Below are 16,769 nucleotides of genomic sequence, written 5' to 3'. Positions count from 1 at the left end.
TATGGACAAAAGCTCAACACAAGAAAAAAGTTCACCAATTGTAGTAGGATTGGATATCGGGACTACTAAAATATGCGTCATCGTTGGTCGCAGGAGCAAGAATGGGAAGATTGAGGTATTAGGAATTGGTAAAGCAGAATCTGCGGGCGTAACCCGTGGGATGGTTTCAAATATAGATAAAACCGTACAGGGTATTACCCAGGCGGTTGATATTGCCGGCGCGCAATCAAATGTTGATATTAAAGTGGTATTTGTTGGTATCGCAGGTCAGCACATTAAAAGCTTACAGCACCGCGGCTTAATAACCCGCCGCGATTTACAATCGGAGATAAGCCGCAAGGATATTGATAAACTGATTGAAGATATGTACAACCTGGTAATGCCTCCGGGCGAGGATATTATCCATGTGTTGCCGCAGGAATTTACCGTTGATAACGAGCCGGGGATTAAAGATCCTATTGGCATGGCTGGCGTACGTTTGGAAGCCAACTTCCACATCATATCCGGCCAGGTTACGGCTATTAAAAATATTGTAAAATGTGTTAACAAGGCCAACCTGGATAGCCAGGACCTGATACTGGAGCCATTGGCATCTTCTGAATCTGTTTTGAGCGAAGAGGAAAAAGAAGCCGGTGTAGTGTTGGTTGATATTGGCGGTGGTACTACCGATGTGGCCATTTTCCATGAAGGCATAATCCGCCATACCGCCGTTATCCCTTTTGGTGGTAACAGCGTAACCGAAGATATCCGCGAAGGCTGCTCTGTAATGCGCAACATAGCCGAGCAGTTGAAAGTAAGGTTTGGATCGGCCCTGGCAGATGAGAACAAGGAAAACGAGATTGTTTGTGTACCCGGCTTGCGTGGCCGCGAACCAAAAGAGATCAGCGTTAAAAACCTGGCTTACGTGATACAGGCCCGCATGGAAGAAATTGTGGAGCATGTGTATTACGAGATTAAATCATCGGGCTACGAGAAAAAACTGATTGCCGGTATAGTAATTACAGGTGGTGGTGCGCAGCTTAAACACCTGCGTCAATTGGTAGAATTTGTTACCGGTTTAGATTGCCGCGTAGGCTACCCTACCGAGCATTTGGCCAAGAATGAAGTGCTGCCAAAAAATATTTACGAAGAGCTGCAAAGCCCAACGTTTGCTACCGGTATAGGCCTTTTGATAAAAGGTATCCAGAAAACAGAGTACATGAGTGTAGATGTACCGGTTGAAAAAGCACAGAAGCCCAAGTTTGAGGGCAAAGGAAAAGAGGGTGGTTTATTTGACAGGTTGTTAAAGAAAAGCATCACCTTTATTAAGGATGATATAAATGATGAGGACTTTTTGAAATAATTATACACAACGCTTAAGTTTTTCCACATTGTAGACATTTGTGGAAAACTGTTGTTGAAAAAGTATTATTATTACGATGGTAAAATCTAAATAGTGGTTAAATCACATATACCTGAAAACGAAGATTATGCAGTTTGAGATGTTAAAAGAAAAATCGTCAATCATCAAAGTTATTGGTGTTGGCGGTGGTGGCGGCAACGCGGTGAACCATATGTACAGGCAAGGTATTACCGGTGTCGACTTTATAATTTGTAACACAGATGCCCAGGCGCTGGAACTTAGCCCTATACCCAACAAGGTACAATTGGGTGCCAGCCTTACCGAAGGTATGGGTGCCGGTTCGATTCCCGAAGTCGGTAAAAACTCGGCTATCGAAAATATCGACGATATAAAACAAATGCTGGGCGTTAATACCAAAATGCTGTTTATTACCGCAGGTATGGGCGGTGGTACCGGTACAGGTGCAAGCCCTATTATTGCTAAAGCGGCCCGCGAAATGGATATATTAACCGTGGGTATTATAACTACGCCATTCTCTTTTGAAGGTAAACGCCGCAAAATGCAGGCCGATGCCGGGATGGAAGAACTGCGTAAATACGTTGATTCGTTCCTGGTGATCTCGAACGACAGGCTGCGCCAGATTTTTGGTAACCTAACCATGAGCTCGGCTTTTGGCCAGGCAGATGATATATTAACCACAGCTGCAAAAGGCATCGCCGAGATTATAACCTTACCGGGCTATATCAACGTCGACTTTAAAGATGTGCGCACCGTAATGAAAGATAGCGGTGTATGTATCATGGGCAGCAGCAGCGCCGAAGGCGAAGGCCGCGCCTTAAAGGCGGTTGAAGGTGCTTTGGCATCGCCATTATTAAAAGATAATGAGATAGAAGGTGCACGTTACATTTTGCTTAACATCAGCTCGGGCCTTAAAGAGGTTACCATGGATGAAGTGAGCATTATTACCGATTATATACAGGAAGAAGCCGGTTTGGCCGCCGACCTGATTTGGGGTAACTGCGTTGACGAAAACCTGGAAGATAAACTTTCGGTTACCATTATAGCAACAGGTTTCCAAACCCAGGACGAGCGCGCAAAAGAGCAAAACAACAAAAAGATAGTATCAATGTTGGTTCCCGAGAACGCACCGTTGGTAAAACCTGTAAATGAATTCATAAACCCGGTTAAGGCCAACACGCCTGCTCAGCCATATATTAAACACAAAGAGGAGCCTAAGCAAACCGGTTTGTTTGATATGTTTGGAGCCACCGAAAAAAGGGACGACGATGTAGTTAAGTTTAACCTGCACGAAGAGGAGCAGGAAGAAGAAAACGAGCAGGATATGGCTGGATTCACTTTTAAAATGAGTGAGCCTGAAACTTACAGTACGCCTGTACAGGAAGCACGCAAACCCGAGCCTGTGCCAACTCCTGTTCCTGAGCCGGAACCGGTAGCCCTTGCAGGTGCTGATGATAATAAAACAAATGAATCGATAGAGGAGCAGCTGAAAAAATCGCGCGAGCGTATCATGCGCCTTAAAGATTTGAGCATGAAACTACGTACAGGCAACATCCAGGAGCTGGAAAATGTACCTGCTTACAAACGTAAAGAAGTTGCCCTGCAGGATACCCCAAAATCTGACGAAAGCGCCATTTCCCGTTTCAGCCTGATGCCCGATAACGAAGGCAACACCGAGATAAGGAGAAATAACTCGTTTTTGCATGATAATGCAGATTAGTATCAAGTAGTTGGAATCAAGTAGCAAGATAAAAACGCCGCTATAGAGTATTTACTTTATGGCGGCGTTTTCTTTTTAATATAGTTAAAAAAACTGTTGGCTTTGTCATGATGCCAGCGCCGCTGCATTTGCAGCTGCCAGCCCTGCCTGAAGCGATTGTAGGTTGATTTGTGCTTTATTTAATTGGGCCTGGGCTAGGTTTAGCTGGTTTGTAACTATTGTAAGTGCGTTAAAAGTACGGTCGTACTGCAGGCAACTGTCGTTGTACACTTCATGAAGTAGCGATGGTAAGCTTTGTAATTGCGTAACGGAAACGGAATCAGCGAAATGTTTCGCCTTGGCAGACACCAGTGTCATAGCTGCCAAACTTTCTGTATTGCTCGCCTGCGCTGCAAACGATGTTGTTAATGCTACAAGTGTTAGCGAAATCGCGTTATTGGCATTATTACCCGCCGTGCCCACCATTGTAATTAAATCATCCGATACAAGTGGATTTATGGCTTTTCTCCTGATGATTAAAGCAGATAGCTTATTAACTATCTCCGCGGAATATATGAGTCGGTCAATTAACGTTTTTATCCCTGTAGCTATCTTATCGGTACAAGTGTTTGCAGTCTGCGTTTCTGCCATAGCTATAGCAGAATTGGCCTTTAGTTCAATAACTTTTTGTACAAGCTCATCGACAAGGTTCCGATTGTTTAAGCTCGCGACTTTGTTGTTATCAGCAATACTTAACAATGTTTGTATATTAGCCTGCTTGGCAGCAACTGAATTTACTATTGCTTGGTGGGTATCAACTGCTAATTGAGCATCAAGTACCTGGCTTGTAAGTGAGTCTAATTCTGCTTTTTTCGCTTCGGTAACGCCGTGACTTTTTTGCGAATGAGGGCTTAAATGTATTTTCATCTTTTTTCTTAACGTTAATTATGGCTTGCCAAATACTTAAAGCTTGCTGTGGTATAAAAGTCTGACAGTGTTGGCTTATACCAGGCTTGCTTCTCTGCTTCCCCTCCGCTGTAAACGGCCAATATTGCCGGCACGTACTCATTGTTAATAATTAACCGGTTTCCAAAGTTGTCGGTAGTGGCGGGTGTAATAGCCGTGTTGTAGGTAATTGTTTCATTTGTTGCGCCGGTAGCAGGAACTGCCACGCCGTAGTTGCCGGATGCAATAGCCTCCGCGAGCACATCGTTAAATATAAAGCCGAACGTGTTCTTTTTCAATTTTTCATTCCCGGCTTTTTTTACAGTTAAAAATATGCAGCGATACTCTACAGCTAAGCCGGGTGTATTGGCCGGCAGCGAAAATTTTACTGCTTGCGATATTTGCAGATCGGCAGCGTTTTCAATAATGTTTGAATTATTATCTTCAACCCATATGCTGCTGTTTTCCGGTGTATTTAAAGGGATGGAATATGCAAACGGAGCGGATGGAGCCGAAAGAAAATCATCGAAAGCATTCAGCTCCTTTTTATATCTATCTGTGAATATGGCAAATATAAAGGCAACGTATTGGTTGCCGGGAATGATGGCTTCATCGTCGGCATCCCAGGCCGTTCCTGTACTTATTTGCTGGCTAAGCACTTTATCACTTACAGATTCGGTAACTGCGACACAGCATCGTGCGTTAATAGCGTGCAGTTGTTGAGCCTGAATAATATTAAAAGCTATGGCCTTACTAGTTTTAACCAATAAAATAAAGTACGCTTTAATGGGATTTACGTTGGCTACGTCGTGTTTAAATGGGTTATGCAGGGGAGTGAACGAGATACTGAAATATCCTCCCGGCACATTATTTACCACTACATTTAAATTAAGATTGAGGGTGTTGTTAGTGCTTGTGTAGGCTGCTAACGCTGCTGTTACACTGGTTTCAATATCGGTGTAATTGCCTTCGGCAGTATTCTCCCTGATATCCACTGCAGTTAGACTATCACTGACAGCGTTAACTATTTGTAGGGCAGCATCAAAGTGGGCAGATACTATTTTAAACAAATTACCTGCTGATAAATTTGCATTTTTTGCATCATCGTAAACTGTGGCTGCGGAAACTTCGGCTATTTTCATTGATGCCTCCATGGCATCCTCAGCTAATTGTTCTGCACCATAAGCGGTTTCATTCAACAGCTCGCGCATTTTTTTTGCCAACTCGTATATTTCTGAATCAAAGTCTGCAGCGCTTACAATACTGAAAATCGATCCCGCATCGCTTGCGAGCCTGATAATGGCATTGGCCGCTACTTGTATATTTGCGGCGGCAACCGCCCCGTTTGTAACCGCCTGTTTTACATATTGATTTGCCTGATCGGCACTTGTCAACACATTGGCCGATAAGTTAGTTGCATTATTAGCCAGCTGTTTTATAGGTATATGGTGTGTCGCTAACTGGCTTTTAGCATATACCAGATTTTGCGTGGCTGCAATTTTTGCCCCTTGCGTATAATATAACGTAAACATGGAAGCGGTATGCTGTGCTTTAAGCGTTTTTAATGTCAGGGCCTGGGTTTGCAAAACAGCGCAAACTGCGCTATTTAAATTTTGGTTGTACGGATTCATATTAACTAATTGGCTCAGGGTTTATGCAGAAAGAACGGTAAATTTGCTATTGATGATTAATTGATATAAATGTATCAATTAGTATCAAGTAGTAAGTCGCATGTATCAAGATAAAAATCGCAAAGCCGTTATAAGTAATAGCCCATTCTTACTATCGGCTTTTTTGGTTAAATGAAAATCTACTTTGATGCCTCGATGTCATTAACTTGGTGCCAGGAAAAAATCTTACTACTTGATACTTACTACTTGATACCTCTACCCAGTTATAAGCTATTCTAAAAAGTTATAGCTATTGTATCGGCTTCTATTTACAGCTATATTTGCATATTATTCACGATTAACGGTAAATTATTTTGGATTTATTTGATAAAATAACAAAAAGCTTGGGCGGGCCGCTGGGTCAGCACCAAAAATGGTCACATGGTTATTTTTCATTTCCCAAACTGGAAGGGGAAATTGGGCCGCATATGCAGTTCAATGGGAAAGAGCATTTGGTTTGGAGCCTTAATAACTACCTTGGCCTGGCCAATCATCCCGAAGTAAGGGAAGCTGATGCCAAAGCCGCTGCCGATTACGGCATGGCCTACCCTATGGGAGCCCGTATGATGTCGGGTAACTCCATTCACCACGAAGAATTGGAGAATAACCTGGCGGCGTTTGTAGGTAAAGAAGCCGCGTTTTTATTGAACTATGGTTACCAGGGAATGGTATCTATTATAGATAGCCTGGTTGACAGGAACGATGTTATAGTTTATGATGCCGAATCGCATGCCTGTATTATTGATGGCGTTCGTTTGCATATGGGCAAACGTTTTGTTTACCAGCATAATGATATTGAAAGTTGCAGAAAGCAACTGGAGCGTGCTACCAAACTAACCGAGCAAACCGGCGGTGGTATTTTGTTGATTACCGAAGGTGTTTTTGGTATGTCGGGTGCGCAAGGTAAACTGAAAGAAGTAGTAGATCTGAAAAAAGAGTTCAATTTTCGTTTATTAGTTGATGACGCGCACGGTTTTGGTACCATGGGTAAAACCGGCGCAGGTACGCACGAGGAGCAGGATGTTATTGAAGGTGTGGATGTATACTTTGCCACCTTTGCCAAATCAATGGCAGGTATAGGCGCTTTTGTTGCGGCTGATGAGCAAATAGTACACTTTCTACGTTACAACATGCGCTCGCAGACGTTTGCCAAGGCCTTGCCGATGCCAATGGTGCTAGGCTTAAAAAAACGTTTTGAACTGTTGGTATCGCAGCCTGAACTACGCGAAAAACTCTGGACTGTAGCAACAACACTGCAAAATGGCTTAAAAGAACGCGGCTTTAACCTGGGCGTTACCAATACCATGGTTACCCCCGTATTTTTAGAGGGCGACCTTTACGAAGCCACCAGCCTTACCCGCGACCTGCGCGAAAACTATGGCATCTTCTGCTCAATAGTAATTTACCCGGTTATCCCTAAAGGATTAATATTATTAAGGCTTATCCCAACTGCCGTACACACCTTAGAAGATGTAGAGCGCACCCTAAACGCCTACAGCGAAATGGGCGAAAAACTAAAAGCCGGATATTATAAAGAGAACAAGCTGGAGATAGCATAATCTTGAATTTGAAGATTTAAAAATTTGAGGATTTGAAAATGAAATCCTCAAATGTAATATGAGTTAGAAGGCTTCAGTGATGAGGCCTTTTTTATTACGCCAATAATTAGTGGTCACCAGGCATTCATCTTCAAATTTTCAAATCCTCAAATCAAAAGCTTAGTGCTTAAAAAACGTCAGATACACCTGTTTTACAATATGATAGGCTGCAAACGCGAAAAATAGTATGGCAATGCCTGTATTGATTAACCGGTTGCTAAGGGCAAATTTGCTTTGCATGTACCGGGCAAACTCCGCATACAAAAAGAGGCATAAAAAAGCACCAGCTGCCGAGCCAATACTAAATATCACCAAAGCAACTTTGCCGGTAAGGATCCATTCATGTGTAATAAGGTAGGTGCCGGTTATCATCCAAAACGGCACCTGTACAGGGTTTAAAAAACCCAACAAAATGCCATACTTAATACTATCATGTTCCGACTTGCGGGGTTCTGGTGGTTTTTTACGGTTGGCCCAGGTAATTGCCCCCATAACAGCAAATAAAACAACCATTATCCAGTCTATAATTACGCTTAAATGCATCTGGCTTGACAGCCAGTTGGCAGCGTGCATAATAAAGTACGTAAAAAAAAATTCTACACACGAGAAAGCTATAATAAAGCGCATGGCTTCTTTCATGCCGCGGTTTATAGTAAGTTGCAAAAGTGCCAGGTTGATGTTACCGGGCGGGATGTAACCAATAAAATTGGCGATAAGCCCGATAAAAAAGGTAAGAAATATCATTGGCACAAAGATAGGGTGTAGATGTGCAGATGTGCAAATTATAGATGTGCAGATTTCAGATGTGCAGATTTCAAATGTGCAAATTTTAATTTGATCTTTGCAAATCAATTTTTTCATCTGCACACCTGCACATCTGAAATCTGCACATCTAATCCATCCATCTTCCGTACATTTGCACATCGATAATCTGCACATCTAAAACAATGTCAACTGATAAAATAGTTTCCCTACTTCCATCCGCTACCGAAATAATATGTGCCCTGGGGCTTCAGGATAACCTGGTGGGCCGATCGCACGAATGCGATTATCCTGAATTTGTAAAACAGCTGCCGGTTTGTACCGGGGCTAATTTCCCGGATGGATTAAGCAGTGCCGCTATTGATGTAAAGGTGAAAGAATTACTGGCCGATGCCTTATCCGTTTACACCGTTAAACGCGAAGTGATTAAACAACTGGCCCCTGATGTAGTAATTACGCAGGATCAGTGCGAGGTTTGCGCCGTATCATTGGCCGATGTTGAACTTGCTTTGGATAATTATCTTGATAAAAAAGCCCGGATAATTTCTTTGCGCCCAAACAGCCTCGGCGATATTTTTAACGATATAGCCACTATTGCCGATGCCCTGGGCGTACCACAGGCAGGCGCCGAACTGCTGGAACTGTTAAATGAGCGGGTAGATATTATTAAACATAAATTGAAATTTGCCGATAGCAAGCCTACTCTGGCCTGTATTGAATGGCTTGAACCTATGATGGTATCCGGTAACTGGGTGCCCGGCCTTGTTAGTATTGCCGGCGGTACCCCCGTATTGGCACAGGACGGAAAGCATTCGCCCTACGTAAGCTGGGACGATATCCGGCTACAGAACCCCGAAATAATAGTAGTGATGCCCTGCGGCTTTTCGATAGAGCGTACTTTAAAAGAGATTGATGTTTTAATGCAGTTACCGGGCTTTGACGATTTGAAGGCCGTAAAAAACAATCAATTGTACATAGCCGATGGCAACCAGTATTTTAACCGCCCTGGCCCACGGATTGTGGACTCTATTGAAATCCTGGCCGAAATCATCCGCCCAAAACAATTTGCTTTTGGGTACGAGGGCGAAGGGTGGATTAAGTTTGGGGTATAGGCTGTCGGATTTATTTTAAAGTGTTGCACATTTTAATCAATGACTTTGATAGTGGAGGTGTACCACCGTGTACCAGGGTATTTTACCTGTACCGGTACACACAGCATAAAGTTTGCGAAGGTTTTGAAAAATACAGAGATAATAATATTTCAACTTATTAAAATTATTTAAAAAGTTGCCTATATTTAGCTGCCCTTTATTATCTAACATAATCCTACTATGCGCAAAATCTTTATCCTGATGCTGTTTGCAGCATTTTTTATGAGTACAGCTTTCAAAACTACGGATGGCGTAAAATTTAATGCCGCCGACCTGCGCATCAGTTGGGAGGTGATAGATAACAATTATCAGAATAAAAATGAAGCGCTAACCGTACTGGTAATTACCAATAGTGGTAAAACCGTCTTACCGGCCGGCGGGTGGAAGTTTTACTTTAACTCGGGACGTGGTTTTACCGAGAGCGCGGTAAGCGGTAACGCCAAAATAAACCAGGTAAACGGCGATTTATACAGCATTACCCCAACGGCTGGTTTTAAAGATTTAAAACCAGGCGAATCGGCCCGGATAGAATACGTAAACGACGACCCTGTGGTAAACGTTACCGATGCTCCCGAAGGTATATATATGGTCTGGGATGAGCAGCCCGAACAAGGCTACAGTATTGGCTCTTTTGATATCAAGCCATACAAACCAAGCTACGCAGGCCTGGTTACTCCCGAAATTGTTTACGACAGGAATAAAACGGTTACCGATATTCCTGCCGATCAATTGCCTAAAATATTGCCTACGCCGGTAAGCTATACCGAAACCGGTGGTACGTTTACCGTTGACGGAAGAACGTCGGTTGTTGCCGATGGCGCCTTTGCCAAAGAAGCAGCTTACCTGGCCAACAGCTTTAGTAAAATATTGGGCAGGCCGTTAACTGTTTCGGCAGGCGCAGCGGGTACAGTTATCGCATTAAAAAAAGTTGATGGCATTGCTCCCGAAGGATATGAACTTAAGGTAAGTGCACAAGGTGTTGTCATTAACGCCTCTACAGCTGCCGGTGCCTTTTATGGCATCCAGTCGTTAACAAACCTGGTTTCGCCCGCTGCATGGGTTAAAACCGAAAGGAGTATTAAAATTCCTTGTGTGGATGTAAAGGATGCTCCCCGTTTTGCCCACCGCGCCGTGATGCTGGATGTGGCCCGCAACTTTCAAACACAGAAACAGGTTATTAAATTGATTGAGGCCATGAGCCTTTATAAGCTAAATGTTTTGCACCTGCATTTAACGGATGATGAAGGCTGGCGAGTTGAAATCCCATCATTGCCCGAACTTACTTCGGTTGGTTCAAAACGCGGGCATACGCTGGATAGTAAAAATCATCTGCCTGCATCCCATGGTTCGGGACCTGATGTAAATAATCCATACGGTTCGGGTTTTTATACTAAGGCGGAGTACATTGAAATATTAAAATACGCTACCGATAGGCACATCATCGTAATCCCCGAGATTGAAACACCCGGCCATGCCCGTGCATCTATCAAAGCCATGGATGCCCGCTATGACCGCCTGGTGACCGAAGGCAAAAAAGACGAAGCCGCCAAATATTTACTGCGCGATTTGGACGATAAATCCGAATACCGGTCTGTACAATATTGGAATGATAACGTGATCAACGTATCCTTGCCATCAACCTATACTTTTGTTGAAAGGGTTGTTGATGATTTGATAGCCATTTACAAAGAAGCCGGTGCGCCATTGCCCGGTATTCACTTTGGCGGCGATGAAGTGCCACCTCATGTTTGGGAAAAATCGCCGGCCTACCTGGCTCTAAAGGTCAGCCACCCCGAAATTCAAAACACAGGCGATTTATGGTATTATTTTTACGGCCGGGTAAACCAGATACTAAAAGTCAAAGGAATTCACCTGGCGGGATGGGAAGAGATGGCCCTGCGCAAAACAAAGATAGATGGTAACGACACCTATGTGCCCAATCCCGATTTTACCGGCGAGCACCTGCAGGCCGATGTATGGAACAACGTGTTAGGTGGCGGACAGGAAGACCTGGCCTACAAACTGGCCAATGGCGGCTACAAGGTGGTGCTTACCTGTGTTACCAACTTGTACTTTGATATGGCCAACTACAAATCATTTGATGAACCAGGCTACTATTGGGGCGCGTTTTTAGGTATCGATAAATTTTACTCCTTTATCCCATATGATTATTTTAAGAATGCAGATGTTGACAAGAACGGGGCACCCATAAATCAAAATATATTTTTAGGCAAGCAACGCCTTACCGATTATGGTAAATCCAACATTATTGGTTTACAGGGCGCGCTATGGGCCGAAACAGTTAAAGGGCCCGAGCGTATGGATTACATGATATTCCCCCGCCTGTTTGGCCTGGCCGAGCGCGCCTGGGCGACAGACCCGGCCTGGGCTACCGAAAAAGACCCCATAAAAGCAAAGCAAGAGTACGATTTAGCGTGGTCGACATTTTTGAATGTATTGGGTAAACGGGAGTTACCCCGCCTAAGTTATTATAATGGCGGCTATAATTACCGCGTGCCTAAGCCAGGCATCAGCTTGCAGGATGGTAAGTACGCCAGCAATATCGAATTTCCGGGCCTAACCATCCGTTACACCACCAACGGTAAAGACCCTGATGCTAACAGCAAAGTATATACTGCACCGGTTGATTATAAAGGAGGCGAAATTAAATTCCGCGCCTTTGACCCAAAAGGCAGGGGAGGTAACATAGCAACAGGCGGTGAGGCGACAGAAGGAAAAAAACAAGGATCGACGTTGTAAGTCGAAAGTCCGAAGCCCTGAGTCGAAAGTCAAAATAAAAACAAAAAAAATCCGCAGATCAAACAATTGACTGCGGATTTTTTTTGCCACTAATGACTAAACCGCAGGATACCTTCTTCTTAAAAGAGCATAAAATTTCTCGGCTGTGGCAGCTTTGCTTTCCCAGTTGTTTTTGGCAACGTAATTGGTTTTCAGGAAGCGCTCGGCCTCTTCGTAAGTGTTAAAGCGGTTTACTATTTCAATCGCTTCGCTGTAGGCCAGGCTGTAACCGTTAAATAAGTCTTTAATATAAAGTAATTTATCGTTCAGGTTTATGGCCGATTTCAGGTCGGTAACAGGCAATGCATTTACATGTGCCGATAAACCGTTGTCCCGTTCGGTTTTCTGGGCCGACATCTTTTGGTTAAAGGTGAGGATTTCTTCTTTAGCTGTTTCAGTTTTAGCCACCATCGGTTTAAACAATTCGGGCTGTGGCGCAGGTGCCGGTTTTTCAACGGGGGGAGCACTTACTACTATCGGTTCTTCAATCTGCGTTACGGGTTCGGCATCTTTAAAATCCGCTTCAGATTCTTCGGCCTCATCCAAAACTAATTCTTGTTTTAATATTTCGGGCTGTTCTGCTTCAAATGAATCTATGGTGTTATCCGCTTCGGTGTCGATAAACCCGATCGGTTCATCGTTAGCGGCAGTAGGCAATTCTATTTCGGGTTTTACCGGATTATAAGGCACGTGAACAGGCGTTTCGGCTTCTTTACTTAATTCCAGCCTATTTTCAACTACCGGTTTTTGCTGAACTACAGGCTCAAAAAAGCGGCGCTCATGCAAGGGCTCTGGTCTTGATGCCGGTGTTGTTGTAACCGCCGGCCTGGGTTTTTCAATTACTGGTTCCGGCTTAATGGCAACAGGCTCCGGTTTCTCGGCCGGTGTGGTTTTGCGCTCATGTATTTTGCGCAATATTTCGGCATGATCTTTTAAAAAATGGGCATTGGCTACAAAAAGCTCCAGTTCAAGTTCATTCAAATCGCTGCTTTCGGCTTTCAGGTAATCATATTGGTCATTAAGCTCCTGTAAAATACCACCAATCTTTTTAAAAATATCCATTTGCTTCATGGCTTCAATGTTGGGAAAATGCTTACCAAAAATAGGATAAAATTCTGATATTTGGCGCCGTGCTATACTATACACGTTGTATGCTGTAGTTACAATATGAATATCAGTTGCTTTGTTTTACATCTTCCTTTTTTTCTTTTCGGGTTAAGGAGTCAAGAATCTAACATCAAATTTGGCAATTACACCAGGTTTTTGAAATTTAGAGTTTGGGATTTAGGATTTAGAGCTTGGTTTTTAGAATTTAGAGTTTAGGATTAGAATTTATTTAAAGAATGGTTTACCACGAAGATGTTTTCAGGCGTAAAAGCGAATCAGGTGGCAGTATTGAACTGGTATGCGGATCTATGTTTTCGGGTAAAACCGAAGAACTTATCCGTAGGTTAAACCGTGCGCGCATCGCTAAACTAAAAGTGGAGATATTTAGCCCTAAATCAGATACGCGTTACAGCGAAGATGCCATCGTTTCGCACAATGCCAACAGGTTTAGCTCAACACCGGTTGATAGTGCTTCGGCTATATTATTGCTCACCAATGATGCCCACGTGATAGGAGTAGACGAAGCTCAATTTTTTGATGATCAGTTGCCCGAAGTATGTACCATACTGGCTAACCGGGGGATTCGTGTAATAGTTGCCGGGTTAGACATGGATTTTAAGGGCCGCCCTTTTGGCCCTATGCCAGCCATTATGGCCATTGCCGAATCGGTTACCAAGCTGCATGCCGTTTGCGTGCAGTGCGGCAACCCAGCTATGTATTCCTATCGCCTTGTACCCGATAATGCCCGCATCCTGTTGGGCGAGAAAGAAAGCTACGAACCCCGCTGCCGCATTTGCTATAATAGCTAAGGTAATAGCCGAAAATATTTTCCTGTATCAGCTTAATTGCCAAAACAAAAAGTGGTCTGTTTGTTATTATAACACCGGACCTGTTTAATTTTAAAATGAATTATAGGAAATTTTTATAATTTTTAATTAAAGTTAACTATATTCGGTATTAACTATCAATACCTTATGGCTAAGAAAATTTTAGTGATCGAAGATGATAAAGACATCAGGGATACTATAGTGTACGTTCTGGAAGAGGAGGGTTACGAAGTTGTAGCCTCGGACAATGCCCGGATATTAAAAAAGCTTTTAGAAATAAACCCTGACCTTATCTTGCTGGATAACTGGCTTACCGACTGGAAAAGCGATGCCAGCGGCCAGGAAATAAGCAAAGGACTTAAAAGCGACCCAACCACAAGCCATATACCGGTTGTCATGATATCGGCCGTAAACAATATTGAAGAAATTACCAAAGCCGGAAGCGCCAACGGTTATTTGAAAAAACCATTCGATTTAACCGAGCTAACCGGAATAGTGAAAAAGTATTTAGAATAATTTGTAAAACGTTTAAACAAAAAGGCCTTCCAGATAATCCCGGAAGGCCTTTTTTATTTACAGCTTAATCCCAAAGCCTACATTAAATATTCGGCCATCTGCCGGTAAAATACCCGGCCCGGGGTACATGTTAATACGCCGGGTATAATATTGGGCATTAAAAAGGTTATTGATACCGGCGCTGATGTGGTAGTTTTTCATGAAGCAGTAGTTGAATGCCCAGTCGGCCACATGATAAGCGGGTACTATTCCTGTAGCGCCGGTCGAGTTGAATACCGTATTATTGGCGTCGCTGTAGCTTTTGCTGGTATAGCTCAAYTGCAGGGTGCTGCTCACCGGCCCGCTTAAAAAGGTGAGGCCGGTACGGTTTATCCAATCGGGCACATTTTCAAGGTGGTTGCCCACCAGGCTAATATTTTTACCTGCCTGGTTAATTGCCCCGGTGATGTAGCGACCGTGTGTATAAGCCAGCGAGTTGAACAAGCGGATATCGCTGCCGGCACGGGTATCAAACGAGCGGAGTAATGATACTTCGGTATAAGCCTCGACCCCCTTGGCCACGCCATTGCCAATATTAGTTAAATACAAATGGCTTACATTTTGAGCGTCGGTTTGGGTGAGCGTGCCTGCCCGGTTGTTGTAGCGCACATAAAAACCATTGATGTCATAACTAAATATGGTGCCGATGTTGCCGCGGTAACCCATATCTATATCATATCCCCGGCTATCTTTAATGTTAGGGTCAATAACTGTCAGGTTATCGGCAGGAGTAACGGCTGCATACAGGTAGGGGCGGTAAGCCTGCGAAATATTGCCGTACAACTGGCTGCCATTGCCGAACTGGTACTGTAACCCTGTGCCAAACAGCGGGAAGCTGCGGTTCCCTTTGTAGCCAATGGGGAAGGTAGCATTACTGATAACGCCCGAGGTGGTTGATTTGATAACCTCGTACCGTACTCCTGGCGTTACCGTAAATTGTGGCGTAACCTGGAAAATATTCTCGGCGAAGGCTGCATAGTTGATGGAGTGCAGCCTTAAATCTATTCCGTAAGGTTTAACCAGTGTTAAATCAAAATCGGAGGCGATGGTACCTACTCCTTTTTGCTTGCGTTTGGTGGTTTCTTCAAAATATCTTACCCCGGTGGTAAAGGTACTTTTAAGGTAGCCCAATTTGTAGGTATGCAGTAAACGCGCTTCGGTGGTAAAGCCTGCATAATAATCCCTGTCTACCTGGCGTGGGTTAAAAGTTTTCAGGCTGGTGTTAACGGTGTCTTTAATGTTAGGTGTATTGATAAACTGCACGCTGTTACGCTGGCCAAATACCACATGCGATGTAATCTCTAACCGGGTATTGCTGTTAAACGCGTAATTGAATAACAATGCCGGGATATTAATTTCGGGGTTGAAAAAGTTTCTTGCCCTGAATGACTGCCGGTTATCAGCCGCAAATTGAGCATCTGTTAAGCCGCCCGCTATTTGCTGCACATAATCTGATCGTGAAAACTGCAATGCTATGCTGCCTTTGCTATTAAACTGGTATTTGATATTGGCATAGTACGAGTGGTAAGCAAAAGCCGCGTTAGGCCGCCAGCCATCGCCCCGGCGGGTGGAGTAAAACGCGTAGTAGCTTAGTTTGCCAACTTTACCGCCAACGGCGTTGTATGAGTTGAAAAAATTATTTGAACCGGCGGTTTGTTCGCTTTCGAAGCCAAAAACCTTGGTGCTGTCGCCCTCTTTAATTTTGTAGTTTACCATGCCGCCAAACTGGGGCCCAAACTGTAAAGCGGCCGAGCCCCGTACAAACTGTACCTCGCCAATGGCCTGGAAGGGTACGTTATAATGGTTTTCCGGGTACCCAAACGCGTCGGAGTTGGTATTGTATCCGTTTTGCCGCATGTTCATCTCGATAGACCGGTGCGGATCGGTACCCCGGTTGCCTATGTTCAATTGCAAACCGGCGCCATCCATTTCCCAAACATTTAGGCCAGGTACTTTGGCAAACAGCATTCGGGCAGTATTATTGGCCAGGTTTGTTTTGCCGGCATCGGGATAAATTAAATGGGTGCGTTTGCCGGCGAAAATATAAGTGCCCTGTACATTGGGCAGGTATTTTGCCCTGCTTTCTTTAATTATCACACTATCCAGGTGCAGCGTATCTTTAGTGCTTTTTTGCGCATGGGCATAGCCGGATGCCACGATGATTAGTATAAATGGTGTTATTTTATAAAAATTATTCATGAGTTTAAATTGATGATATATGCACATAACCAGCCCACGGGTAAAATACCCAGGCCTGTTATGCAGCTATTAATGTTGTTATTGATAAATAATATAT

The 16,769-nt window shown here is 43.8% G+C and carries 12 protein-coding genes; 7 read left to right on the top strand and 5 right to left on the bottom strand.

Annotated features, from left to right (window positions below; all coding sequences use genetic code 11):
• The first annotated feature begins 1 nt into the window (after position 1).
• A complete protein-coding gene (ftsA, locus tag AC1DV1_RS08280; RefSeq protein WP_147056140.1) occupies positions 2–1,342 on the top strand; it encodes a cell division protein FtsA in 1,341 nt (446 codons plus the stop codon).
• Positions 1,343–1,469: 127 nt separating this feature from the next.
• Entirely contained in the window at positions 1,470–3,080 is a 1,611-nt protein-coding gene (ftsZ, locus tag AC1DV1_RS08275) for a cell division protein FtsZ (protein WP_477357420.1), read from the top strand.
• Between the two features lie 105 nt (positions 3,081–3,185).
• On the opposite strand, the gene AC1DV1_RS08270 is transcribed toward ftsZ, so the two are convergent.
• Positions 3,186–3,986 (bottom strand): hypothetical protein, encoded by an 801-nt coding sequence (locus tag AC1DV1_RS08270; RefSeq protein ID WP_477357418.1) that lies wholly within the window; start codon positions 3,984–3,986, stop codon positions 3,186–3,188.
• A 14-nt stretch (positions 3,987–4,000) separates the two neighbouring features.
• Positions 4,001–5,635 carry a hypothetical protein gene (locus AC1DV1_RS08265; RefSeq protein WP_477357416.1) on the bottom strand — a complete coding sequence of 545 codons (1,635 nt, stop codon included), beginning with the start codon at positions 5,633–5,635 and terminating at the stop codon, positions 4,001–4,003.
• Between the two features lie 353 nt (positions 5,636–5,988).
• Here AC1DV1_RS08265 and AC1DV1_RS08260 point away from each other — a divergent pair, with 353 nt between their 5' ends.
• A complete protein-coding gene (locus AC1DV1_RS08260) occupies positions 5,989–7,233 on the top strand; it encodes an aminotransferase class I/II-fold pyridoxal phosphate-dependent enzyme (protein ID WP_477357414.1) in 1,245 nt (414 codons plus the stop codon).
• Positions 7,234–7,392: 159 nt separating this feature from the next.
• Here the strand turns inward: AC1DV1_RS08260 and AC1DV1_RS08255 are convergent, their stop codons facing one another.
• Entirely contained in the window at positions 7,393–8,016 is a 624-nt protein-coding gene (locus AC1DV1_RS08255; RefSeq protein ID WP_477357412.1) for a LysE family transporter, read from the bottom strand.
• Between the two features lie 203 nt (positions 8,017–8,219).
• Here AC1DV1_RS08255 and AC1DV1_RS08250 point away from each other — a divergent pair, with 203 nt between their 5' ends.
• Both AC1DV1_RS08250 and AC1DV1_RS08245 read left to right on the top strand, forming a co-directional pair.
• Positions 8,220–9,146 carry a cobalamin-binding protein gene (locus tag AC1DV1_RS08250; RefSeq protein WP_477357410.1) on the top strand — a complete coding sequence of 309 codons (927 nt, stop codon included), beginning with the start codon at positions 8,220–8,222 and terminating at the stop codon, positions 9,144–9,146.
• 219 nt (positions 9,147–9,365) lie between these two features.
• On the top strand, positions 9,366–11,945 hold the full coding sequence (locus AC1DV1_RS08245; protein ID WP_477357408.1) for a family 20 glycosylhydrolase: 2,580 nt from the start codon (positions 9,366–9,368) through the stop codon (positions 11,943–11,945).
• A gap of 96 nt (positions 11,946–12,041) precedes the next feature.
• Here AC1DV1_RS08245 and AC1DV1_RS08240 read toward each other — a convergent pair whose 3' ends face one another.
• A complete protein-coding gene (locus tag AC1DV1_RS08240; RefSeq protein WP_477357406.1) occupies positions 12,042–13,055 on the bottom strand; it encodes a hypothetical protein in 1,014 nt (337 codons plus the stop codon).
• Positions 13,056–13,327: 272 nt separating this feature from the next.
• On the opposite strand from AC1DV1_RS08240, the gene AC1DV1_RS08235 reads away from it, so the two are divergent.
• Positions 13,328–13,900 carry a thymidine kinase gene (locus AC1DV1_RS08235; RefSeq protein WP_477357404.1) on the top strand — a complete coding sequence of 191 codons (573 nt, stop codon included), beginning with the start codon at positions 13,328–13,330 and terminating at the stop codon, positions 13,898–13,900.
• A 165-nt stretch (positions 13,901–14,065) separates the two neighbouring features.
• Positions 14,066–14,434 carry a response regulator gene (locus AC1DV1_RS08230; protein WP_477357402.1) on the top strand — a complete coding sequence of 123 codons (369 nt, stop codon included), beginning with the start codon at positions 14,066–14,068 and terminating at the stop codon, positions 14,432–14,434.
• A 57-nt stretch (positions 14,435–14,491) separates the two neighbouring features.
• Here the strand turns inward: AC1DV1_RS08230 and AC1DV1_RS08225 are convergent, their stop codons facing one another.
• Positions 14,492–16,672 carry a TonB-dependent receptor family protein gene (locus tag AC1DV1_RS08225; RefSeq protein ID WP_477357400.1) on the bottom strand — a complete coding sequence of 727 codons (2,181 nt, stop codon included), beginning with the start codon at positions 16,670–16,672 and terminating at the stop codon, positions 14,492–14,494.
• Positions 16,673–16,769 lie beyond the last annotated feature (97 nt).

The sequence above is a fragment of the Mucilaginibacter sp. P4_D1 genome, from assembly GCF_056401935.1.
This window is presented reverse-complemented; position numbering and strand designations above follow the sequence as displayed.